This is a genomic window from Luteibacter jiangsuensis (assembly GCF_030812295.1).
In the GTDB taxonomy this organism is placed as follows: Bacteria; Pseudomonadota; Gammaproteobacteria; order Xanthomonadales; family Rhodanobacteraceae; genus Luteibacter; species Luteibacter jiangsuensis_A.
The window spans coordinates 388,275-410,960 of sequence record NZ_JAUSSK010000004.1; the positions used below are offsets into that span (position 1 = coordinate 388,275).

17 protein-coding genes are annotated in these 22,686 nt (G+C 66.2%); 6 read left to right on the forward strand and 11 right to left on the reverse strand.

The features are described from left to right. Positions 1–123: 123 nt before the first annotated feature. Genes pilQ through J2T07_RS15535 form a run of 5 tightly spaced genes read right to left on the reverse strand, consistent with a single transcriptional unit; the run spans position 124 to position 5,386 of the window. Positions 124–2,391: a type IV pilus secretin family protein gene (pilQ, locus tag J2T07_RS15515; RefSeq protein ID WP_306851009.1), complete on the reverse strand. Its 2,268-nt coding sequence runs from the start codon at positions 2,389–2,391 to the stop codon at positions 124–126. Positions 2,392–2,410: 19 nt separating this feature from the next. Then, positions 2,411–2,938 carry a pilus assembly protein PilP gene (locus tag J2T07_RS15520; RefSeq protein WP_306851010.1) on the reverse strand — a complete coding sequence of 176 codons (528 nt, stop codon included), beginning with the start codon at positions 2,936–2,938 and terminating at the stop codon, positions 2,411–2,413. Continuing rightward, entirely contained in the window at positions 2,935–3,585 is a 651-nt protein-coding gene (locus J2T07_RS15525; RefSeq protein WP_306851011.1) for a type 4a pilus biogenesis protein PilO, read from the reverse strand. Before J2T07_RS15525 ends, J2T07_RS15520 begins: the two co-directional genes overlap by 4 nt. Then, positions 3,582–4,328, reverse strand: a complete 747-nt coding sequence (locus J2T07_RS15530; RefSeq protein WP_306851012.1) for a PilN domain-containing protein — start codon at positions 4,326–4,328, stop codon at positions 3,582–3,584. The genes J2T07_RS15525 and J2T07_RS15530 overlap by 4 nt, the downstream gene beginning before the upstream one ends. Next, entirely contained in the window at positions 4,328–5,386 is a 1,059-nt protein-coding gene (locus J2T07_RS15535; protein ID WP_306851013.1) for a pilus assembly protein PilM, read from the reverse strand. The genes J2T07_RS15530 and J2T07_RS15535 overlap by 1 nt, the downstream gene beginning before the upstream one ends. A 233-nt stretch (positions 5,387–5,619) precedes the next feature. Between J2T07_RS15535 and J2T07_RS15540 the strand changes: the two genes are divergently transcribed. Continuing rightward, a complete protein-coding gene (locus J2T07_RS15540; protein ID WP_306851014.1) occupies positions 5,620–8,202 on the forward strand; it encodes a penicillin-binding protein 1A in 2,583 nt (860 codons plus the stop codon). A 61-nt stretch (positions 8,203–8,263) separates the two neighbouring features. Next, entirely contained in the window at positions 8,264–8,923 is a 660-nt protein-coding gene (locus J2T07_RS15545) for a hypothetical protein (protein ID WP_306851015.1), read from the forward strand. 282 nt (positions 8,924–9,205) lie between these two features. On the opposite strand, the gene J2T07_RS15550 is transcribed toward J2T07_RS15545, so the two are convergent. The 4 genes from J2T07_RS15550 to glnE form a co-directional block, all read right to left on the reverse strand. Further along, the gene (locus J2T07_RS15550; protein ID WP_306851016.1) at positions 9,206–10,501 is read right to left on the reverse strand and encodes a citrate synthase; all 1,296 of its coding nucleotides are present in this window, start codon (positions 10,499–10,501) and stop codon (positions 9,206–9,208) included. A 234-nt stretch (positions 10,502–10,735) separates the two neighbouring features. Beyond that, positions 10,736–10,981, reverse strand: coding sequence for a type B 50S ribosomal protein L31 (locus J2T07_RS15555; protein ID WP_306851017.1), 246 nt, complete (start codon positions 10,979–10,981; stop codon positions 10,736–10,738). Between the two features lie 161 nt (positions 10,982–11,142). Further along, entirely contained in the window at positions 11,143–12,075 is a 933-nt protein-coding gene (locus tag J2T07_RS15560) for a nucleoside hydrolase (RefSeq protein ID WP_306851018.1), read from the reverse strand. A 49-nt stretch (positions 12,076–12,124) separates the two neighbouring features. Continuing rightward, complete coding sequence (glnE, locus tag J2T07_RS15565) at positions 12,125–15,013, reverse strand: bifunctional [glutamate--ammonia ligase]-adenylyl-L-tyrosine phosphorylase/[glutamate--ammonia-ligase] adenylyltransferase (protein ID WP_306851019.1); 2,889 nt, start codon at positions 15,011–15,013, stop codon at positions 12,125–12,127. A 178-nt stretch (positions 15,014–15,191) separates the two neighbouring features. Here glnE and J2T07_RS15570 point away from each other — a divergent pair, with 178 nt between their 5' ends. After that, complete coding sequence (locus tag J2T07_RS15570; RefSeq protein WP_306851020.1) at positions 15,192–17,084, forward strand: LTA synthase family protein; 1,893 nt, start codon at positions 15,192–15,194, stop codon at positions 17,082–17,084. A gap of 271 nt (positions 17,085–17,355) precedes the next feature. Here J2T07_RS15570 and groL read toward each other — a convergent pair whose 3' ends face one another. Further along, complete coding sequence (gene groL, locus J2T07_RS15575) at positions 17,356–18,999, reverse strand: chaperonin GroEL (RefSeq protein ID WP_306851021.1); 1,644 nt, start codon at positions 18,997–18,999, stop codon at positions 17,356–17,358. A gap of 61 nt (positions 19,000–19,060) precedes the next feature. Then, positions 19,061–19,354 (reverse strand): co-chaperone GroES, encoded by a 294-nt coding sequence (locus J2T07_RS15580; RefSeq protein WP_036110126.1) that lies wholly within the window; start codon positions 19,352–19,354, stop codon positions 19,061–19,063. A 185-nt stretch (positions 19,355–19,539) separates the two neighbouring features. Here J2T07_RS15580 and cutA point away from each other — a divergent pair, with 185 nt between their 5' ends. The 3 genes from cutA to J2T07_RS15595 all read left to right on the forward strand — a co-directional run bounded on the left by cutA (position 19,540) and on the right by J2T07_RS15595 (position 22,683). After that, a complete protein-coding gene (gene cutA / locus J2T07_RS15585; protein WP_306851022.1) occupies positions 19,540–19,863 on the forward strand; it encodes a divalent-cation tolerance protein CutA in 324 nt (107 codons plus the stop codon). A 70-nt stretch (positions 19,864–19,933) separates the two neighbouring features. Beyond that, on the forward strand, positions 19,934–22,153 hold the full coding sequence (locus tag J2T07_RS15590; RefSeq protein WP_306851023.1) for a protein-disulfide reductase DsbD family protein: 2,220 nt from the start codon (positions 19,934–19,936) through the stop codon (positions 22,151–22,153). After that, entirely contained in the window at positions 22,150–22,683 is a 534-nt protein-coding gene (locus J2T07_RS15595; RefSeq protein WP_306851024.1) for a TlpA family protein disulfide reductase, read from the forward strand. The genes J2T07_RS15590 and J2T07_RS15595 overlap by 4 nt, the downstream gene beginning before the upstream one ends. The last annotated feature ends 3 nt before the right edge of the window (positions 22,684–22,686 follow it).

A 22,686-nucleotide genomic window follows, 5' to 3' on the forward strand; every position in this document is an offset into this window, starting at 1 on the left:
TTGGCGGAGGTCCGATGAGACCACAGCGCGGCCGAGAAGTTTAGGGCCGAAGGTAAGGCCGCCGGCGACCCGACGAAAAAGGCAGCCCGGAGGCTGCCTTCTTTTTCGTCGTGCCGGTCTCGTTTACTGCAACGTATCGCTCAGGATGCGCGGGGTGACGAAGATCAGCAGTTCGGCCTTGTTGTTGCCGCGGTTGGTACGGCGGAACAGCACGCCGATACCGGGGATGTCGCCGAGTCCGGGCACCTTGTCCGTGGTGTTCGACTTGGTGATCTCGTAGATGCCACCAAGGACCACGGTCTGGCCGTTGTCGACCAGCACGGAGGTGTTGATCTCGCGGGTATCGATCGACGGGACGAAGCCACCACCCGGGGACGGCGTGTTGCCGGCGAGGGCGTCCTTCTTCACGTTGATCTTGAGGTAGACGCGGCTATCCGCCGTGATCGTCGGGGTGACGCGTAGTTCGAGCACCGCATCCTTGAACTGGACCGTGGCGTTCGAGGCGCCGCCGCCCGTGCTGGAGGCCTGGTAGGTCACATAGCCGATCTGCGTACCCTGCTTGATCACCGCTTCCTGCTGGTTGGCGGTGATGACGCGCGGACTGGAGATGACCTCGCTGCGACCTTCGGTCTGCGCCGCGGAGAGTTCGAGATCGACCAGGTAATTGGCGCCGAGGATCGCCAGGCCGATGCTGCCGGCCGGATTCGAGACGGGCAGGTTCACGTTGTAGCCGCCAGGCAGTTCATAGGCGTCGCGCGTCGGCAGGTCGCCGGTCCCGCCGTTGGCGTTGTACTGGTTCACCGCATTGGCGTAATTCACGTCGCTGTTGCGGACGCTCGTCACCAGGCCGGCGGTGCCGGTGCCGTCCGTGCCGCCGCTGAGGTTCGGCGTGGTACCGACGATCTGGTTGGCGTTGTTATGGTTGAACGCCTGCGCACCCCAGCGAACACCGAGCTGGCGAGTGAACTGGTCGGTGGCGACGACGATGCGCGATTCGATCAGCACCTGCTGCACCGGGCGGTCGAGCGTGCCGATCAGTTCGCGCAGGTCGCGGATCTTGTCCGGCGTGTCGTTGATCAGCAGCGTGTTCGTACGGTCGTCGAAGGAGACGCTGCCGCGCGGGGAGAGGAAGCCACGCGTCGTGTTACCCCCGGTCGAGCCGCCACCACCCTGCATGCTGCCGGAGGTCAGCAGCTTGGCGATGTCCTCGGCCTTGCCGTAGCTGATCGGGATGTAGTCGGAAATGAGTTCCGCGGACTCCTGGGCCTTCTGGCGGGCGTCGGCGAGGCTCTGCTCGTAGTTGGCCAGTTCCGCCTGCGGCGCGATCCACACGACGTTGCCGCTGCGGCGCTTGTCCAGGCCCTTGGCGCGCAGGATCACATCCAGCGCCTGGTCCCACGGCGTGTTGACGAGGCGCAGGGTGACGCTGCCACCGACGCTGTCGGAAGCGACGAGGTTGAGCTTGGCTTCGTCGGCGATCAGCTGCAAGGCGGAACGCACCGGGATGTCCTGGAAATTGAAGGTCAGGCGCGAACCCGAATACGTCGGTTCCTGACCCTTCGCGTTCTTGCCCGTCGGCGCGGCGGCCTTCTTCGGTGCCACTTCGACGGCGTATTCCGTGCCGTTCTGGTATGCCGAGATCTCGATCTCACCCCTGGTACGGATATCCAGGCGGGCACCGCCCGGGCGGGAGGTGGGTTCGATGGACTGCACCGGCGTCGCGAAGTCGAGCACGTCGAGGCGCTGGGCGAGCTTCGGCGGCAGGGTCGAACCGGGCAGGCTGACGATCACGTGGTCGCCTTCGCGATGCATCTCCGGCGTGGAGGCACTGCTGCCGAGCGTCACCAGTACACGGCCCTCGCCGTTCTGGCCGCGACGGAAGTCGATGTTCGACACGGGCACGCCCACGCTGGATGGCAGGGCCTTGGTCGGGTCCGAAACGGTCGCGGTCGTCGTCGTGGCACTGCTCGGACCGTTGTTCACGGTGACGATCAGGTTCTTGCCCTGCACGCGTGTCTTGTAGGCGGAATCGCGGAACAGCTCGATCGTGACGCGGGTGCGCCCTCCGGCCGACACCACCGAGACGCCGGACGTGGCGCCCTTGCCGATGTCGAGGTGGCGGGTGCTGTAGGCGTTGGTGGTATCCGGCAAGTCGATCGCGATGCGCGGCGGATTGCTGGTCGTGAAGACCTTCGGCTCCGGCGCGGCGTCCGCGAAGGCGAGGGTCAACTCGATGCGGCCTCCCGGCTGCGCGTCGTAGGTGACGTTCTGCAAGGCGTTGGCGGCCGAGGCCGTGCCCGCGAAAGCTCCGGACAAGGCCAGCACGGCGCCGAGGATCCAGCGGCGCGGCCGATGGCGCGCGCTACCCGGCAGATTGAGTTTGGTCGTCATGTGCGTCATCCCCGAGTTCTTATTTTTCGCCGACCGCGATACTTGCCGGACGCTCCATCCAGCCGCCGCTGCCATTCGGCACCAGCTCGACCAGATCGATCCGATCCTCCCCGACGGCCGTGATACGGCCGTAGGCCTGCCCCATGTACTCATTTCGGTGGACGCGATGGATCACCCCACCGGGATCCTTCACGAGCGCCTCCAGCTTGGCGCCAGCACCGACCGTGCCAACCATCTTCAGGCTGTCGAGCGAGAACATTTCCAGCGGTTCCTTCGGACGGTTTTCGTCCGGGCGTGGACCATTCGCGACACTCGTGTCCATTTCCGCCGTGCTCGGGCTGAATGGATCACGGGCGCCCTGGTCCTGGTAGGCGAATGTCTCGAACGTGCGGATCACCGGCAACGGCGGGATCGGCTCGCCCTTCTTGTGCTTCTCGGCATCGACCCACTCGCGCAGGTCCGACGTACCGCGCGTGCAACCGGCAAGCGCAAGGGCCGCGAACAGTGCGAGGGCCACGGGCCGAAGGATGGCGTGTGCGCGTGTCATCGCTTCTTCCCCTTCACCGTCTGCGCAGGCTTGGGTGTCTCGTCGTCGTCGAGGTACCGGTAGGTCTTCACCGTGCCCTGGAGGACGAGTTGCCCGGAACCCGCCTTGCCGTCCTTCGCGTCCTTCGGGCTCAGCGAGACATCGTGCAGCGTCAGGATGACCACGCGAGGAAGCGAGGCCACGCCACTGATGAAGGTGCCGAACTGGTGGTAGGTGCCCACCATGCGCAACGTGATCGGCTTTTCCGCGTAGAAATCCTTGGGCGTCTCCGGACCGGGCTGGAACAGCTCGTTCTCGATGCCCGCGGCCAGCGCGGTCTGCGAGATGTCGATCAGCAGCTCCGGCATTTCCGTCTTGCTGGGCAGCTGGCGCAACAGGGTGCGCAACATGTCCTGCATGTCCGACAGTTGCTGTTCGAGCGCTTCGAGGTTGGCCGACTTGGCCTGCTTCTGCGAGAACTCGGTCTTGAGCCGGTCCTCCTGGCTCTCGGCGTTGGTCAGGTCGTCCTGCTGGGTGCTGATCTGGAAATACCAGCCCACGAGCAGGACCACCGCGAACACCAGGACGGTGAAGAACAGCTTGATCGACTTCGGCCAGCCGCCGACGTTGTGGCGATCGAGATTGCGCAGGTCGTCGAAGAATTTCATGGCTTGGCTCCTGCCGGGGCGACCGGGGCCGGGGCCGGGGCCGCGCCTGTCGGGGCGGAAGCGGGGGCCGGCGCAGGGGCCGCGAGAGCCGGCGCACCGGCGACGGCCTGCGCGGCGTCGGCCAGCGGCGCGGGAACGACGGCGGCCTTGACCGGGGCGGCGACGGTGGACGAGCCCGCCGGCGCGCCATCGGGCGTGTCGCCGGGTCGGTTCAGGTGTACATCGAGGCCGAAGCGGTACGGCATCCGCGAAGCGTCGTGCGTGTTCTCCGTCTTGCGCAGGTCGGCATGACCCATCCAGGGCGAGGCCTCGATGTTGCGCATGTACTCGGCCACGCTGGAGTTGGACTGCGATACGCCGTCCAGCGACATGGAATCACCGGATTGCTTCATGCCCGACAAACGGGCGCTGGAAGGTATCGTCTTCACGAGTTCGTCGAACAAGTGGACCATCTGCGACCGGTTGGCCTGGAGTTGCTCGATGATCTGCTTGCGCTGGAGGAGGTCGGAACGGACCTTCTCCAGGTCCTTGATCTTCGCGATGCGGTTGTCGAGCTGCTTGATCTCGCCCTGCAGGTACGTGTTCCGCTCGCCCTGGTTGTCGATGCGGGCATCCATCCAGAACGACCAGCCGATCAACACCACCAGCGCGGCGCCGAAGGCGAGGCCCAACTGGGTATAGAACTCCCTTTCCCGCTGCTTGCGGCGTTCGGCGCGCCAGGGAAGTAGGTTGATGCGTGCCATCAGTCGAAACTCCTCATGGCCAGGCCGACGGCGATCATCAACGCGGGGGCGTCCTGGGCGAGGGTCTGGGCCTGCACGCGGCTGGACAAGGCCATCCGGGCCAGCGGATTGGCCACCACGCAGGGCACGCCCAGCTGCTGTTCGAGCAGTTCGGTGATGCCTTCGATGGAAGCGCAACCACCGGCGAGTACCACCTGGTCCACGCGGCTGTATTCGCTGCCGGCGAAGAAAAACTGGAGAAGGCGGCTGACCTGCTGGACCAGCGATTCCTTGAACGGCTCCAGCGCCTCCATCTCGTAGGATTCGGGTAGCCCGCCCTTGCGCTTGGCACGCCCGGCTTCCTCGTAGGAGAGGCCGTAGCGGCGCATGATCTCGTCGGTCAGCTGCTTGCCACCGAAGACCTGCTCGCGGGAGTAGATCGTGCGCTGGTTCTTGAGCACCGCCAGCGTCGTCATGGTGGCGCCGATGTCGACCACCGCGACCAGCGCGTCGCGGGAGACCGCGAGCTGGTCGGCCACCATGCCGAAGGCGTTCTCCATGGCGAAGGCCTCCACGTCGATGACCCGTGCGGTCAGGCCGCCCAGGTCCAGCGCCGCGATGCGCATGTCCACGTTCTCCGTCCGCGAGGCGGCCAGGAGCACGTTATTCATCTCGGGATTGTCGCGAACCGGGCCCAGCACCTCGAAATCGAGGCTGACTTCCTCGATCGGGTAAGGAATGTATTGGTTCGCCTCGACCTGGATCTGGCCTTCGAGGTCGTCCTCGGAGAGATCGGCCGACATGGGAATGATGCGGGTGATCACCGCGGAACCGGCCACGGCGGCGGCCGCGTGCTTGATCTTGGCGCCGGAGCGGGCCAGGGCGCGGCGGATGGCCTCGCCGACCGCCTCGACCTCGACGATGTTCTTTTCCACCACCGCGTTGGGTGGGAGCGGCTCGACGGCGTAGTGTTCGACGCGATAGCGCCCGCCGGCTTGGCTGAGTTGAAGCAGCTTTACCGCGGTCGAGCTTATATCGACGCCGATCAACGGCGCCGCCTTGGGTGTAAAGAGCCCCACGATTCCCCCTTCCCCGCGCCTTGTCGGAATTGGTCTTCGGCGCGAAGGCATTAGATCTAAAACTTAACAGATTGGCAACGGCTCGTCGGGCCGCTTACCGGCACTAATTCACAAATCCAGTCACTGGGTTAGCGAAATCCCCTCATACCGGGTCGAACCCCGGCTCCCCGCCCAACCCCCGGCTTGGTTCTATACTCCGCCACGACCCATACGGCGGTGACCCCTCCCCCTCCATGCGAATCCTCAAGCGTCTGCTGCGCTATGCGCTGTACCTCGCCCTGGCCGGTATCCTGTTCGTGGTTGGCGCCGTGGGCGTCGCCTACTGGCTCCTGGCGCCACGCCTGCCTTCCGTCGCCGTCCTGCGCGACTACCACATGCAGGTTCCCCTCCGCGTCCTGAGCTCCGACGGCCGCCTGATCGCCTCCTTCGGCGAAACCCGGCGCATTCCCGTGCGTATCGCCGACGTGCCGGCACGCCTCAAGAATGCCGTCTTATCGGCCGAGGACGCCGATTTCTATAGCCATCCGGGCGTCGACTGGCACGGCATCGCCCGCGCCGGCATCCATGTGATCCTTTCCGGAGGCGACAAGGGACCGGGTGGGTCGACCATCACCCAGCAGGTGGCGCGAAACTTCTTCCTCAGCCCGGAGAAGCTCTATTCGCGCAAGCTGACGGAGATGTTCATCGCCCTGCGCATGGAAAACGAGCTCAGCAAGGACCAGATCCTGGAGCTCTACATCAACAAGATGTTCCTGGGACACCGTTCCTATGGCCTGGCGGCGGCGGCCTCGTATTACTACGGAAAGACGCTGGACCAACTCACCGTTGCCGAAAGCGCGTCACTCGCCTCGACGTTCCAGCTCCCCTCGGTCGTCAATCCGCTGAACAATCCCAAGCGCCTGCTCGCCCGTCGCGACTGGGTGCTCGGCCAGATGCTGTCCAACCGCTTCATCACGAAGGCCGAATACGACGAAGCCATCAAGGAACCCAACGACGCCTTCCCGCACGAGCAGCAGATCGAGGTCGACGCCCCGTACCTGGCGGAGATGGTCCGCCAGCAGGTGCTGGAGAAATTCGGCAACGAGGCCCTGACCGAGGGCTACGTCGTGCATACGACGGTGCCCAGCGACAGCCAGGCCGCCGCCAACGAGGCCTTGCGCGGGCGCCTCTCGGCCTACGATCGCCGGCATGGCTATCGCGGTCCCGAGGGCCACGAAGAGTTGCCTGCGCAGGCCGGTCCGGAGGACTATGACCGCGTTCTCGCCGGCTACACGAGCGTCGCCGGCATGATGCCAGGCATCGTCACGGAGACTGGTGCAAAGGAGGCCAAGGTGTACCTCTCGCCGAAGGAGACGGTCACGCTCCGCCTGGAGTCCATGGCCTGGGCCCGCCCTTATGTCAACGAAGGACGCGCCGGCGCGGCACCGACCCGCGTGGATGCCGTGCTCAAGCGTGGCGATGTCGTCCGCCTGTTCCGCGCGGCGAAAGACGACGTGAACGAGGACGTCGCCAGCGGCGCCGCGGAAGAAGGCAAGGACGTACCGGCACCCAAGGCGGAACCGGCCCAGCTCGAATGGCGCCTCACCCAGATCCCCGCGGTACAGGCCGCCCTGGTCTCGCTCGACCCGGAAGATGGCGCCGTGCGCGCGCTGGTCGGTGGTTTCAGCTTCGTGCGCTCGAAATTCAACCGCGCCGTGATGGCCGCCCGTCAGCCGGGTTCCAGCTTCAAGCCCTACTTGTATTCGGCGGCTTTCGAGCGCGGCTTCACGCCCGCCTCCATCGTCAACGACGCCCCCGTGGCCTTCCCCGATCCCTCACGCCCGGATGGCATGTGGACGCCGGCCAACGACGACAACAAGTTCGACGGCCCGATGCGCCTGCGCGAAGCCCTGGTGAAGTCGAAGAACCTGGTCTCGGTACGCTTGCTCGACGCCATCGGCCTGCGCTTCGCGCGGGAATACATGACCCGGTTCGGCTTCACGCCGGACGCACTGCCACAAAACCTGTCGCTGGCGCTCGGCACGGCGTCCGTGTCACCGATGAGCATGGCCCGTGGCTACGCGGTGTTCGCCAATGGCGGCTACCTCGTCACGCCGTATTTCATCTCGCGGATCGACGACCGCGACGGCAATCCCGTCTACCTCGCCAATCCCGAGCGGGCGTGTGCGGAATGCCAGGAGCGCCTGTTGAACCCGACCCTGCCGGGGCCGCCGACGCAGGCGTCGACAGCCTTGATTCCCGCGCGTCCGGCAACCTCGAGCACGGCGGCGGGCAGTGGCACCGGCGACGCCGTGCTTCCCGCCGACGCCCACGCGAGCGCTTCGGAATCTCCGAAACTGGCGCCACACGTGATCGACGTACGCAACGACTACCTCGTCACCTCGTTGATGCAGGATGTGGTGAAGCGCGGCACCGGTGCCGCGGCGAAGGCCCTGGGCCGCGACGACATCGCGGGCAAGACCGGTTCCACCAACGATCATCGTGATGCCTGGTTCGTCGGCTTCAACGGCGATGTGTCCACGGCGGTCTGGGTCGGCTTCGACGATTTCAGTTCGCTGGGACGTGGAGAGTTCGGTGCCAAGGCCGCGCTGCCCATCTGGATGGACTACATGGGTGCGTTCCTCAAGGACAAGCCATCGCACATGCTGGCGATGCCGCCGGGTATCGCCACGGTGCAGATCGATCCGGGCTCCGGCCTGCCCTCGCCGGGCGGCATGAACGAGATCATGAAGGTCGAGGACGTCGATCGTCTTCGCGAGCAGGCGACACAAAAACAGCAGGAGGAACAGCAGGAACACGCCTACGACATCTTCTGACGCGCGCGCCGAGCCAGCGGTCGCGCGCCTGGCACACGTTCACACCATACGGGGGTGAGTCATGGCACGAGGCGAACACCACAGGATCCATGCCCAGGACCGGACGCAGCGCAATCGCGTCCTTGTCGCCCAGGAGGCGGCACGCCTGATGAGCGAGCACGGTATCCGGGATTTCCACCACGCGAAGGTGAAGGCCGCCGAACGGCTCGGCATCGTCGACACGCAGGCCCTGCCCCGCAACAACGAGATCGAGGACGCGCTGCGTGAACATCAGCGCCTGTTCCATGGCGACACCCAGCCACAGGCGCTACGCGCCCGGCGCGAGGCCGCGGTCGAGGCGATGCGATTCCTTCGCGGTTTCGATGCGCGCCTGGTCGGCGCCGTTCTCGAAGGCACGGCGGACGAGCATTCCGCCGTGTGCCTGCATGTCTTCAGCGACGATCCGGACGCTCCTGGCCTGTTCCTGCGCGAGCAAGGCATTCCGCTGGAAACCCAGACACGGCGGCTACGGTGGTCGGGCGGCACTGCCCAAAGCGAACATCCGGTACTGCTGTTCGGTGCCGACGGCATTCCGTTCGACCTGACCGTGCTGCCGATGGATGCGCTGCGTCAGGCGCCACTGGATCGCGTGGACGAACGTCCGATGCGCCGCGCCACGGCAGCCATGGTGCAGGAGCTGATGGCGGAAGAGGATATCGCCGCCTTCAATGCGTCGTCTTGACGGCCGGAAATGGACCGGGTCGGCACTCCTGGCGAGGACCGACCTCATGGTGGGAGCCGAATGGTGAGAGCACTCTGGTGGGTGCCGGATGGTGAAAGCGTCCTGGTGGGAGCCGACCTTGTCGGCGACGGGTGCTTGCCTTGACCTGGCCCGCTGCCGCGGGATCGCCGACAAGGTCGGCTCCCACAGGAGCGATTTTCCCACCGGAGCGCTCCTTTCCCTGGCACCGAGTCTTTCCCAGGCATCGAGCAAAAAAAACCCCGCTTTCGCGGGGCTTTTTTCTTAACGCTTGTCGTTCGGCACGTAATCGCGAACGTCGGCGCCGGTGTAGATCTGGCGCGGGCGGCCGATGCGCGATCCCGGGGTCTCGTGCTGTTCGATCCAGTGCGAGATCCAACCGGACGTGCGCGCGATGGCGAACATCACGGTGAACATCTCGGTCGGGATGCCGAGCGCCTTGTAGATGATGCCCGAGTAGAAGTCGACGTTCGGGTAGAGCTTGCGCTCGACGAAGTAATCGTCCTTCAACGCGGCTTCTTCCAGCTTCATCGCGACGTCGAGCAGCGGGTCGTTGACGCCGAGCTCGTTGAGCACCTTGTGGCACATTTCGCGGATGATCTTGGCGCGCGGGTCGAAGTTCTTGTACACACGGTGACCGAAGCCCATCAGGCGGAAGGAGTCGTTCTTGTCCTTCGCACGCTTGACGGCCGTCTCGACCTTGTCGGCCGAACCGATTTCCTCGAGCTGCTTGAGCACGGCTTCGTTCGCACCACCGTGGGCCGGGCCCCAGAGCGCGGTGATGCCGGCGGCGATCGACGCGTAGGGGTTGGCACCGGTCGAACCGACCAGGCGGACCGTGGAGGTGGAGGCGTTCTGCTCGTGGTCGGCGTGCAGGATGAAGAGCAGGTCGAGCGCCTTGGCGACGACCGGGTTCAGTTCCAGCGGTTCGCTCGGCACTTCGAACATCATGTGCAGGAAGCGCGTGACGTACTCGAGGTTGTTGCGCGGATAACGCGTCGGCCAGCCGATCGAATGGCGGTAGATGGCGGCGGAAATCGTCGGCATCTTCGCGATCAGGCGGATGGCGGCGAGCTTGCGGTCTTCCGGGTTATCGACGTCGAGCTTGTCGTGGTAGAAGGCCGAAAGCGAAGCGATCGAGCCGGCCAGCATGGCCATCGGGTGCGCGTCGTGGTTGAAGCCGCGCAGGAAGAACTTGAGGTTCTCGTGCATCATCGAGTGATGCGTGATGTCGTGCTCGAACTTCGCGAACTCGGTCTTGCTGGGCAGTTCGCCGTTGAGCAGCAGGTACGAGGTCTCGAGGAAGGTGGACTTCTCGGCGAGCTGTTCGATCGGGTAGCCGCGATACAGCAGGACACCCTTGTCGCCGTCGATGTAGGTGATGGCGCTCTTGGTGCTGGCGGTGCTGCCGTAGCCCGGATCGTAGGTGAAGTAGCCGGTGTCCTTGTACAGCGTGCCGATGTCGACGCACTCGGCGCCGAGCGTGCCGCCGATGACCGGCAGTTCGCTCACGGGCTTGTTGGATTCATCGACCAATTTGACGGTTTTGGCGTCGGACACGGCGAGCTCCTCTTCTTCTCGACGATTTGGGGAAACGGCACCCTGGGGAAGGTGTCGTACCGGCCACTACGTGCAGCCGAAGTTCCCCATTATCGCACAGAGCCTGTTCGAACGTCCGTTCGACCATAGGACAATCCGTGGACGCAAAAAGACACGGGGCAAGCCGTGGGCTCGCCCCGTGTCCGTCGATCCTCGCGAAACGCCACCCCGCAGGCGGCGCGCGGATTTCGGTGATTACTTCTTGCCGTAACGCTGGCGGAACTTGTCGACGCGGCCGCCGATGTCGAGCGTCTTCTGCTTGCCCGTATAGAACGGGTGCGAGTGGCTGCTGATATCGAGCTTGATCACCGGGTATTCGTTACCGTCTTCCCACTTGACGGTCTCCTTGCTGGACATCGTCGAACGCGTCAGGAACGCGAAATCCGACGACAGGTCCTGGAAGACCACCGGCTGGTACTTCGGATGGATGTTCTCTTTCATGGCTTGAACCTGAGAAATAGCGGGGTGAAAAGAGCGGCATTGTAACCAGCGGAGTCGGCCACGGCAAGCCTCGCCCAGGTTGGCACCCGTGGGAGCCGCTCAACATGGCTCCCACCAGGGCCAGGGCCGCCATCAGGACAAGCAGTCCAATGAGGGGCGACTCAGTGGGCGCCCAACGCCCCGGCGATCAACTCGCGAAAGCGGTCCTGGTCCACTTCCAGCACGATCCTGGCGTTGGCCCGGCCGCCGAGTCGCCGGTGCCAGTCGACCACCGTGGCGCCACGGGTCAGCCGGCCATCGAGTTCGATCGCCACGTGGCGGGTCTCGGCGCGGACGACCATGGCCGGGTCGAGCGCCACGGCCATCGCCAGGGCGTCCGCCGCGATGAAGCCGGTGCGCTCGTGCTCGGCGTTGAAGCGGCGCGCGGTGCCGAAGATCTTCTCGAAAAATGCCGCCCGGCTATCGCCAGAGGCGATCCATCCCTCGTAGACCTCGTCCGCGAAGGCATGGCGCACCGTGGCCTCCCAGTCCACGAGGTCGAACATCTCGAATGCCTCGAACACCACATGGGCCGCCTCGGGATCGAAACCGATGTTGAATTCGGCGGGGACCTTGCCCGTGTTCCCGTGACCGGTGACAGCGCCCCCCATGACGACCAGGCGCTTCACGCGCGACGGGAACGCCGGGTCGAGACGGATGGCCAGGGCGAGGTTGGTCAGCGGCCCGAGCGCCACGAGCGTCAGTTCGCCCGGGCGCTCGCGGGTCAGGCGGATCAGCGCGAGCGCGGCGTGCTCGGCCTGCGCAGGATGCGAGGGCTCGGCGAAGCCGACGTCGCCGAAACCGTCGGCGCCGTGGACGAAGGCCGCGTCCTCGTCCGGAGCGCGGACCAGCGGCGACGGACAACCGGGATGCACCGGTGTCGCCGCGCCGATCAGTTGCATCAGCGTGCGCGCGTTGCGCACCGTGTGGTCGAGCCCGACATTGCCCGCGGCCACCGTCAACGCGGTGACATCGGCGTGCTCGTGCGCCATCAGGATGGCCAGCGCGTCGTCCACGCCGGGGTCGGTGTCGATCAGCAACGGGGTTCGGGTCATCGGGATCGTGTCATTGAACGGCCGGACAGCATAACGCCGTGCATCGGATTCAGGCACCCTGCGCCGCCGCCTCGCTACGACCGGAGAAATCGAAGCCCAGCTCGGCCGCGACCTGCTCCACCCCGGCGCACAGCGCATCCAGGGCCGGCGTGCGCGCGGCGATGCGCGGACGCAGGTCGAGCGTGCAGGCGAGCCCCATCTGCAGGAGGTCAGCATGCGCCAGATGCAGCGTGTCGGCCTGGGCCTGGGTGAACAGCCCCGCCTCGCGCAGCACGTCGATCAACGTGCTGCTGGCATGCGTGTCGAGCACCGACGGATGCGTGGCCGCGTACCCGAGGACCATGCCCTGCAGGATGAATTCGATGTCGATGAGAGCACCGACGCCCTGCTTCAGGTCGACGTGGGCCGTGTCGGAGCGGTCGCGCTCGCCGCGCCAGCGTGCACGCATGGCGCCCACCTCGGCACGAACGCGCGCGGCGTCGCGGGGGGCGCCAAGGATCTCGCGCCGGACGCCCGCGAGGGCGGCGCCAAGCCGCGTGTCACCAGCCACCGGGCGGGCGCGCAACAGCGCCTGGTGTTCCCAGGTCCACGCGCGGTCCCGCTGGTACGCCTCGAACGCATCGACACTGGCGACCAGCAGCCCCTTCGATCCGTCCGGCCGCAGGCGCGTGTCCACGTCGTACAACCTGCCTGCGTGGGTCTGAACGCTCAGCCAGTGCATCACCCGCTGCGCCAGGCGCTGGTACCAACGCGTGCCGTCTACCGGCCGGGGTCCGTCGCTCATCGTATTCGCACGCTGGCCATCGTAGACGAAGACCAGGTCCAGGTCAGAGGCGAAACCCAGTTCCTCGCCGCCGAGGCTGCCATAGCCGAGCACGGCGAACCCGCTGCCCTCGCCCGGCAGGCGGCCATGCTGTGCCGTAAGTTCGCGCGTCGCCAGGGCGAGGATGGCCGCGACCACCGCCTCCGCCAGCCCGGCGAGCCGCCGCGCCGTCGCGGTGGCATCCGACCGGCCGTCGTTGAAGGCCAGTCCCAGCCGAAAGGCGATGCTCGAACGGAATTCGTTGATGCGCTCCAGCTCGTGCTCTGCGTCGCGCTCGTCCAGCGCACCGAGGGTCCGTGCGATCTCGGCCGAGATGTCCGCCCGTTTCAGCGGCAATTGGTCGATGCGCGGATCGAGCACGTCGTCCAGCAGCAGCGGTTGCGCGATCACACGCTCCGCGAGGAAAGCACTGTCCGCAAACACGCTGGCGACACGCCGCCGTGCATTCGGCTGTTCGTCGAGCAGGGCAAGATAGGACGAACGACGCGCAACGGCCTGGACCAGACGCAACAAGCGCAAGAGGCTGGCCACGGGCGCCACGCTGCCACGGGCTGCGCCGATCAAATGGGGCATCAGGCGCTCGATGCGTTCGGACGAACGCGCCGACATCGAGCGGACCGCCGCCGTGCGCGGCAATTTAACCAGCTCGTTGGCCGCTTCCTCGCCAGGGACGAAACCCGACGCCTCCATCATGGCGGCATCGAGTGTCTCCCCCCGCGCCGCCTGCCAAAGCGTGACGTCGGCGATGGGAGCCGTCGCCGTGCCGCCAGCCTCGGGAACGAGCACGGCGGCGAACTCGCCGGACACGGCGTCGCGGTGCCGGACCAGGTCGAGCGCCAGATCGTCCCAATGGGCGTAGCCCAAGCCAAGGGCCAGACGTTCGCGCGACAACGCATCGTCGGGAATATCGTGAGTCTGCGCATCGCGCAACATCTGCACGCGGTTCTCCAGGCGGCGCAAGAACACGTAGGCAGAGCGCAACAACTTCGCCCGAGCCGAGGGGATGTAACCGCGCGCCTCGCAGGCCCGCAATGCGGGCAGCAGGCCACGCACGCGCAAGGCCGGGTCGCGACCGCCACGGATCATCTGGGTCAGTTGCACCACGAACTCGATTTCACGAATGCCGCCGGGGCCGAGCTTCAGGTTGCCGGCGAGATCCTTGCGCGCGACCTCCGCGTCGATCAGCGCCTTCATCTCACGCAGGCCGGCGAACGCCGTGTAATCGAGATAACGGCGATAAACGAACGGCCGGAGCATGTCCTGCAGTTCGCGGCCGGCGACGCGATCGCCGGCCACCGGCCGCGCCTTGATCCAGGCATAGCGTTCCCAATCGCGGCCTTCCCGCTGGTAGTACTGTTCCATCGCCGCGAAGGGCAGCGACAGCCGCCCCGCATTGCCGAACGGGCGCAGGCGCAGGTCCACGCGTGCACAGATGCCATCCAGCGTGGGCTCGGCCAGCAGACGCACCAGTTGGCGCGTTTCGCGAATGAAATACTCGCCGTTGTCCAGCGGCCGCGCTCCATCGGTTTCTCCGCCCGAGGCATACGCCAGCACCAGATCGATGTCCGAGGAAAAATTCAGCTCGTTGCCGCCGAGCTTACCGAAGCCGAGCACCACCGTGCGTTGCGCGACGCCGTTCGCGTCGCGCGGCTGTCCGTAGCGCGCATGCATGGCGCTTTCCGACCAGCGCAGGGCAACCTCGAGCAAGGTTTCATAAAGCGCACTGGTCGACGAAAGCGTTTCGTCCAGGTCGTCCAACCCGTTCACGTCGCGGAACACGAGGCGGACCGCTTCCGCGTGCCGGAAACGGCGCAGCACCGACATGCAACGATCCTCGTCCGCCGGCAACTCCAGCGTGGCGCCACGCGTTCCCGCATCTGCATTGGCCCGCAGTCGTTCCAGCCCGGCAGGCGCAAGCAACTCGGGCTGGCGACGCAGGATATCGAAGGCGAAGTCCGAGGCGAGCAAGGTCCGCCGGATTCGCTCGGCCACGCCGGCATCGTCGTACAACGGGATGCGCGCGGCACGGCATGCCGCCATCACGTCGGCATAACGGGTATCGATCAATGCGCGCAGTTCAGGGCTTTCGCGCGGAGCCGTCGTGGATGCATTCATGAGGCGGTCATTGTGCCCTAGCCGCGGCACAACGCGCTTCCCGGCACGGGGTTGCGATTCGTCTCATGACCCGGCGGGGACCCGCAAGAATTACGTGCGCCCCCGCCTGACAACCGGTTCATGTCCGCTGCGTTACAGTCCGTACCCCCTTGCTACAGGGGCGTGACAAGAGGACGTTATGACTTTCGATTCAAAGCGTTGGCGTGACGTGATAGCCCGGGTGGCGTTGCCGCTCTGCCTCGCCGTGGCGTTCGTTCTCTACACCGGCTTCCTGGATGGCAACCCGGGCGTATCCAGCGCCGAATGGGCTGCCCGGCCGTGGCACCTGTTCGCCAACGCCTTCCCCGGCCTGTTGCTCGCTTCGCTGTTGCTGGTGCTCACGCGGCGGGCGTGGCTGTCGTTCGGCCTCGCCTTCATGGCGCAGGGCGCCGTGCTCGTGGTCAGCGCCATCAAGATGAAGAACCTGGGTGCGCCACTGCTACCCGCCGACTTCCGGATGGTCGGCCAGTTGAAGAACGGTGGACTGCATCTGCTCGGCGGTTACCTGCCCGCCGATCCGCTGCCCTACCTGGCCATCCTGGGCACGCTCGCGCTCATCGTCCTCATCGCCCGTTACGAACCGCCCCTTTTTGCGCGGCGCACGAAGGGTCGCCGCCTCGTCGCGGGTGTGACGCTGGTGGCGCTGATAGGGACCCTGTTCGCAGGCGTTCCCGCGTGGTCGACCATCTACGACAAGGACCGCCTGGGCCTGCAACCCTGGTCCGCGGCGGCGAACGCCGGCTACAACGGCGTGGTGACGACGATCGTGCAGTTCCGCCTTCAGGATGCAGGCAAGAAGACCAAGGCCGATCCGGCCGAAGCCGGGCGCTTCCTCGCGGACACCGGGCCCGCCCTGCGCGAGCACATGGCGGTGGCGGCGACCCATGGACGGCAGACGCCCGACATCGTCGTCGTGCAGAGTGAATCGTTCTTCGATCCGAGCGCGATTCGCGGCCTCGAAAACGAGGACTTCGCACCGAACCTGCATCGTCTCGCGGAGCATGCGAGCACGGGGCGCCTGCATGTCCCGACGTTCGGCGGCGGCACGATCCGTACCGAATTCGAAGTGCTCACCGGTCTATCCCTGCGTTATTTCCCGACGATGCAGTTTCCGTACCTGCAGATGCATTCCGGCGTCGTGCCAGGCATGGTGCGCACGCTGCGTTCCCATGGATATGAAACCATCGCCGTGCACGGCAACGATGCCTCGTTCTGGAACCGGAACACGGCCTTCAGGTCGTTGGGCTTCGACCGGTTTGTTTCACAGCCGGACTTTCCCAAGGACTTCCACAAGGACGGCGAGTACATGGCCGACAGCGCCATGACCGATGAGATCATGAGCCAGCTGAAGGATTCCGGCCCACCGCGCTTCGTCTTCGCGATCAGCATGGAAGCCCACGGTCCATACGACAAGAGCGTGAATATCGACACGCGCGAGCGCGACGCCATTTCCGTCCCCGATGGCATCAGTGACGACGCGAAGTTGCAATTGCGCAACTACATCTATCACATGCGCCATGCCGACGCCGAACTAGGCCGTCTTGCCGAGCTGCTCAAGCAACGCGAGCGGCCGACGCTGCTCCTGTTCTATGGCGACCACCTGCCCGCACTCACCGAAACGTACGACAAACTCGGTTTCGTCGACGGTGGCGGCATGTTCAACCAGACCGTGCCCTACATCCTCATCGACGCACACGGCGATGGTCCCGCGCCGGAGAAGGCGGATCTGGCGTCATGGATGCTGCCCGGCAAGCTGCTGGAGCAGGCGGGCGTGCACGACGATCCGTATTTCGCGCTCACCCAGGTCGTCGCTCCGCGCCTCGCCGCGCTCACGCACGCACCGGACGCACCCACCCCGGCCGAGGATACCCTGCAGAAATATACGGATGTATCCATGGGTAACGTGGCGATGCTGCGGATGAAGCACAAGTTGGAGCCGCTGGTCGCGCAATATGCACTGCCCGATGCGGCAGCACTGGCGCGCCAGCCAGGTACCGAGGAAGAAAGCGCGGCGTCCGGCGCGCAGCAGTAATCCACTACGTGGGCGTTCCGGATGCCACATCGGCGATGCCGGACACGACGGCTACCTCGGCGACCACCTCGTATTGAGTAGGGGGGCGGGCAGCGCCGCCGCGCGGTGGCGGGAACCGACCTCGTCGGCGATCCAGCGGCGGCGGGCCAGGTTACGGCGAGCACCCATCGCCGACAGGGTCGGCTCCCACCAGAGCCGGTCCTCACCGAGCCCGCAAAAGAAAAGCCCCGCTTTCGCGGGGCTCTTCGTGACGGGCCAGAGAGGCGCGGACTTAGAAGTCCATGCCGCCCATGCCACCCATGCCGCCGGGGGCACCGTGGCCGTGGCCGTCGTCCTTCTTCGGCAGCTCGGTCACGGCCGCTTCGGTCGTGATGATCGAGCCGGCCACCGAGGCGGCGAACTGCAGCGCCGAACGGGTGACCTTGGTCGGGTCCAGGATGCCGAACGCGATCATGTCGCCGAATTCGCCGGTGGCGGCGTTGTAACCGAAGTTACCCTGGCCGTCCTTCACCTGGTTGACGATGACCGAAGCCTCTTCGCCAGCGTTGGTGACGATGGCGCGCAGCGGGGCTTCCAGCGTGCGACGGGTGATCGCGATGCCGAGGTCCTGGTCCGGGTTCTTGCCCTTCAGGCCTTCGAGGGCCTTCAGCGCACGGATCAGGGCGACGCCGCCACCCGGGACCACGCCTTCCTCGACGGCCGCACGCGTGGCGTGCAGGGCGTCTTCGACGCGGGCCTTCTTTTCCTTCATCTCGACTTCCGTCGCGGCGCCGACCTTGATCACGGCGACACCACCGGCGAGCTTGGCCACACGCTCCTGCAGCTTCTCGCGGTCGTAGTCCGAGGAGGTCTCTTCGATCTGCGCCTTGATCTGGCCGATGCGCGACTGGATGCGCTCGGCTTCGCCGGCACCGTCGATGATCGTGGTGTTTTCCTTGGTGATCACGACACGCTTGGCGCGGCCGAGGTCGTTGATCGTGGCCTTGTCGAGCTGCAGGCCCACTTCCTCGGAGATGACCACGCCGTTGGTGAGGATGGCGATGTCTTCCAGGATGGCCTTGCGACGATCGCCGAAGCCCGGCGCCTTGACGGCGGCGACCTTGACGATGCCGCGGATCGTGTTGACGACGAGGGTGGCCAGGGCTTCGCCCTCGACTTCCTCGGCGACGATCAGCAGCGGCTTGGCGGCCTTGGCGACGGCCTCGAGCACCGGCAGGAGCTCACGGACGTTCGAGATCTTCTTGTCGTGGATGAGGATGAACGGGTCGTCCAGTTCAACCTGCTGCGACTGCTGGTTGTTGATGAAGTACGGCGAGAGGTAGCCGCGATCGAACTGCATGCCCTCGACGACGTCGAGCTCGTTCTCGAGGCCCGAGCCTTCCTCGACCGTGATCACGCCTTCCTTGCCGACCTTGCCCATCGCGGTGGCGATGATGTCGCCGATGTTCGAGTCGGAGTTGGCCGAGATCGTGCCGACCTGGGCGATCGCCTTGTCGTCGGCGGTCGGGTTGGAAAGCTTCTTCAGCTCACCGACGGCGGCCGTGACGGCCTGGTCGATGCCGCGCTTGAGGTCCATCGGGTTGATGCCGGCGGCAACGGCCTTGAGGCCTTCCTGGATGAACGCCTGGGCGAGGACGGTGGCCGTCGTGGTGCCGTCACCGGCCACGTCGGAGGTCTTCGAGGCGGCTTCCTTGACGATCTGGGCGCCGATGTTCTCGTACTTGTCGGCGAGTTCGATTTCCTTGGCGACCGAGACGCCGTCCTTGGTGACGGTCGGCGCGCCGAAGCTCTTCTCGAGCACGACGTTGCGGCCCTTCGGGCCGAGGGTGACCTTGACGGCGTTGGCGAGCGTGTTGACGCCCTTCAGCATGCGTGCGCGGACGTCTTCGCCGAAGCGGACTTCTTTAGATGCCATGAGAATGAATCCTTGAGATCAGTTGTTTGGGATAACCGGGAGGAACGGGGCGAGCGGGGGCTCAGCCTTCCAGGACCGCCACGATGTCGTCTTCCTTCAGGAAGACCAGCTCTTCGCCGTCGACCTTGATCTCCTGGCCGGCGTACTTGCCGAACAGGACGACGTCGCCTTCCTTCACGCCCATCGGGCGGAGCTGGCCGCTGGCCAGGAGGAGGCCGGTACCGGCGGCGATGACCTTGCCGCGGGTGGGCTTCTCGGTGGCGCTGTCAGGGATGACGATGCCACCGGCGGAAACACGCTCTTCCTCGAGACGCTTGACGATGACGCGATCGTGCAGCGGGCGCAGTTTGCTCATGACTTCTCCAACCATGTGATTGACGGATAACGAAATTGGTCCACCCTGTTAGCACTTGCCACGGGTGAGTGCCAGAATTTTAGCCAAAGCTCTCCACGAATCGGAAGAGCCTCGGGGTGATCGACAGATGGCGCCTGTGCGAAACCGTTCAAGGCCCCGGGTACAAAAAAGACCACAATCGACCCATGTCCGAACCCATCGCCATCCTTGTCGCCTGTCCCGCCGGCGAACCCGCCGCCGCCCTCGCCCATGGTCTCGTCCAGGCCGGCCTTGCCGCTTGCGTGAACCACCTGCCGGGGATGCGGTCCACCTACCGCTGGAAGGGCGAGGTAGTCACCGACGCCGAGGACCTCCTGCTGGTGAAGACCACCCGCGAGGCCTTCGCGGCGGTCGAGGCCTTCGTCGTCGAGCACCACCCCTACGAGGTGCCGGAGGTCGTGGCCCTGCCGCTGGTAGAAGGCCACGCGCCCTACCTCGCCTGGCTGGAAGCCAGCGTCGATGCAAGCTAACAAGGGCATGCCCGGTCATAATGATCGACGCCCCCCGCGGTTCGTCGCCGCACCGATCCCCGGAGTCATCATGACGTCGTTCGCCCGCCTCGTGCGGAACCTGGCCGCCGGCCTCGCCTTGCTCGCCGCCCTGCCGGCGCTCGCCCAGGGTGACGACGACCTGCTGCCGGTCACCCAGGCGTTCCACCTCACTTCCGATGCCAGCCAGCCCGGCATGGTGAAGCTGCACTGGCGGATCGCGCCGGACTATTACCTCTACCGGGGCCGGATCAAGATCAAGGCGGCGGAGCCCACGGCGGTCACGCTGGGCGAGGCGGCGCTTCCCGATGGTCTGAAGAAGCACGACGAATACCTCGGCGACGTGGAGATCTACCACGGCGACGTGGAGGCCAGCGTGCCGTACACGCTCGCCGATGCCGCGACGAAGACCCTTGCCCTCGATGTCCAGTACCAGGGCTGCCATGAGGTGGAGCCGAAGATCTGCTACCCGCCGAATACCGAGCACCTGAAGCTCACCATCGGCGGTGCGTCGACCATCCCTGTCGCCGCGGCGCCCGCCGCCAACGGCGCGGCCCTGCTGGGCGCTCCGTCCGCGGCCCCGGGTGGCGAGGCGCAGGCACTTCCCGCCGACCAGGCGTTCCGCTTCGAGGCGCTGGTCAAGGACCACGGCAGCCTGCTGCTTCGCTGGACCATGCCCAAGGACTACTACCTGTATCGCGACAAGACACAGATCGCCGTGTCATCGCCCGCCGGGGTAACCGCGGGAGAACCCGACTGGCCCAGCGGCACCGCCCATCACGACGAACACTTCGGCGACACCATCGTCTATTTCGACCAGGTCGAACTGCCGGTGCCGCTGAACGGCGCCGCGGGCGCCACGGCGGTGGCGATCGATGTGGCCTACCAGGGTTGCCTGGAGAACGGCATCTGCTATCCGGTCATGACACGGCACATCACGGTCGACCTGGGCGCGGGCACGGCGTCCGTCGGCGCCCCGTCCGAGGGACAGCCCGCCGCCGCGCCAGTGGATGTCGCACCGACGCCGCCACCGCCCGGCCTGGCGCCCGGCGGTGACGCGCCCGTCGGCTTCATTGCGGCCATCGGCCTCGCCTTGCTCGGCGGCCTGGTGCTGAACCTCATGCCGTGCGTGTTGCCGGTGTTGTCGCTGAAAGCCATCACCGTGCTCGAAAGCGGGGAAAGCCCGGGCGCCGCACGCAAGCATGCGCTCTGGTACACGGCCGGCGTGCTGGCCGCCTTCGCCGTCCTGGGTCTGGTCATCGTCGGCATCCGCGCAGCGGGCCACGGCATCCAGTGGGGCGCGCAATTCCAGCAGCCGCTGGCGATCGGCCTGCTCGTCTACGTGATGCTGGCCGTGGGCCTGTCGATGTCGGGCGTGTTCGAGATCGGGGGTTCCCTCGGCAACGTGGGCAGCGGCCTCGCCGCACGGTCGGGCCCCTCGGGTGACTTCTTCACCGGCGTGCTGGCCGTGGTCGTGGCCAGCCCTTGCACCGCACCCTTCATGGGTTCCGCGATCGCCTTCGCCTTCGCCGCGCCCCTGGGCGTGGCCTTCCTGATCTTCCTGGCGCTCGGCCTCGGCCTTGCCCTGCCCTTCCTGCTGATCGGATTCGTGCCGGCGATCGCACGGCTGTTGCCACGCCCGGGCCGGTGGATGGAGACCCTCAAGCAGTTGCTGGCGTTCCCGATGTACCTCACGGCCGTCTGGCTGCTATGGGTACTGACCAAGCAGCGCGGCGCCGACGCGACCGCCCTCGTGCTCGCAGGCGGCGTGCTGCTGGCCATGGCGCTGTGGTGGTACGGACGCAGCCGTGGAGGACGCTTGTCCTGGGTGTTTACGGGCGTACTGATGGTCGGTGCCGCCGCAGCGCTGTGGACCGTGCACGGCCTGCCGGCGCAGGGCGACGCCTTGCGTGTCGCCGCCGATGGCTCGGTCCCGTATTCCCCGGAAAAGCTGGCCGAACTGCGTGGCGCGGGAACACCGGTCCTGGTCGACATGACCGCCGACTGGTGCATCACCTGCAAGGCGAACGAGAAGGCGGTGCTCGATACCGATGCCTTCAAGTCCCTGCTCGCCCGCACCGGCACCGTCTACATGAAGGGCGACTGGACCGACGTGAACGCGACCATCGCGGCCTTCCTCGAGCAGTACCACTCGGTAGGCGTTCCGCTCTACGTGGTCTACCCGAAGGGCGGCGGCGATGGCCGCAAGCTGTCCACGGTGCTCACCTACGACAGCGTCGAGAAAGCGCTCGAGGCCGCCGCGCGTCCATGAGCCGCGGCCCGACCTTCTGGATCGTGGTACTGGCGATCGCCGCCGCGGCCACGGGGCTGTACCTCGAGCATCGCCGCCTGAACCCGCCACCGCCGCAAGGTGTCACGGTGGCGGATATCGGCGAGATCCCGACGCCGGCCACCTTCCTCACCGTGGAAGGCAAGCCGCGCCAGCTTTCCGATTGGCATGGCAAGCGCCTGCTCATCAACTTCTGGGCCACCTGGTGCGCCCCATGCCGCCGGGAAATGCCGCTATTGAGCGAGAACGCGGGACGCTACAAGGCACGCAACGTCGCCATCCTCGGCGTGGCCGAGGACACGGCAGGCGCCGTGCGTGCCTATCTCGCAGCCCAGCCGGTGGAGTATCCGGTGGTGCTCGCCGACAGCGACGCCCCGGGCGGCTCGCTGTCCTTCGGCAACACCCGCCGGGTGCTGCCCTATAGCGTCCTCATCGGCGAGGACGGGCGTATCCTGCGGCGCAAGCTCGGCACGTTCAGCCAGGCGGAACTCGACGCCTGGCTCGCGCCCTGAACC